Here is an 875-nt window from a genome sequence, read left to right on the forward strand (position 1 = left end):
GTGCCGCGCGGCACGGTCGGGTAGTTGATCGGCTGGATGTAGATGCCGTGCACGCCAAGCAGGCGGTCGCTGGCCATCTTGCAGAGTTCCGGATCGCCAACCAGCACCGGCACGATGTGGGTCGGAGAGTCCATCACCGGCAGGCCGGCCGCCGACAGGATCTGCTTGGTCCGCGCTGCCTGCTGCTGCTGGGCGTCACGCTCGGCCTGCGAGCGCTTGAGATGGCGGATCGAGGTGGTCGCCGCGGCGGCGATCGCCGGCGGCAGCGCCGTGGTGAAGATGAAGCCCGGCGCATAGGAGCGCACCGCGTCGATCACCGCACTGGTGCCGGTGATATAGCCGCCCAGCGTGCCGAATGCCTTGGCGAGCGTGCCTTCGATGATGTCGATGCGGTCGGCCAGGCCCTCGCGCTCGGTGATGCCGCCGCCGCGCGGTCCGTACATGCCCACCGCATGGACCTCGTCGATATAGGTCATGGCATTGTAGCGCTCGGCGAGTTCGACGATCTCCCTGATCGGCGCGATGTCGCCGTCCATCGAATAGACGCTTTCGAAGACGATCAGCTTGGCGCGTTCGCGCCCGGCCGCCTGCAGCAGGCTCTCCAGATGCGCGACGTCATTGTGCCGGAAGATCTTCTTCTCGGCGCCCGAGCGCCGCACGCCTTCGATCATCGAGGCGTGGTTCAACTCATCCGAAATGATCAGGCAATTGGGCAACAGCCGCGCGATGGTCGAGATCGAGGCTTCGTTGGAGACGAAGCCGGAGGTGAAGACCAGGGCGGCGTCCTTGCCGTGCAGGTCGGCAAGCTCATGCTCGAGCTCGACCAGCGGGTTGGACGTGCCGGAAATGTTGCGGGTGCCGCCGGCGCCCGAACC

At 66.4% G+C, this 875-nt stretch carries 1 protein-coding gene; it reads right to left on the reverse strand.

Annotation, left to right across the window (positions count from 1 at the left end; all coding sequences use genetic code 11):
• On the reverse strand, positions 1–875 hold an 875-nt coding region (gene hemA, locus AC04SF_RS37375; RefSeq protein WP_488481873.1), incomplete at both ends, for a 5-aminolevulinate synthase.

The sequence above is a fragment of the Mesorhizobium sp. CNPSo 4671 genome, assembly GCF_057784245.1.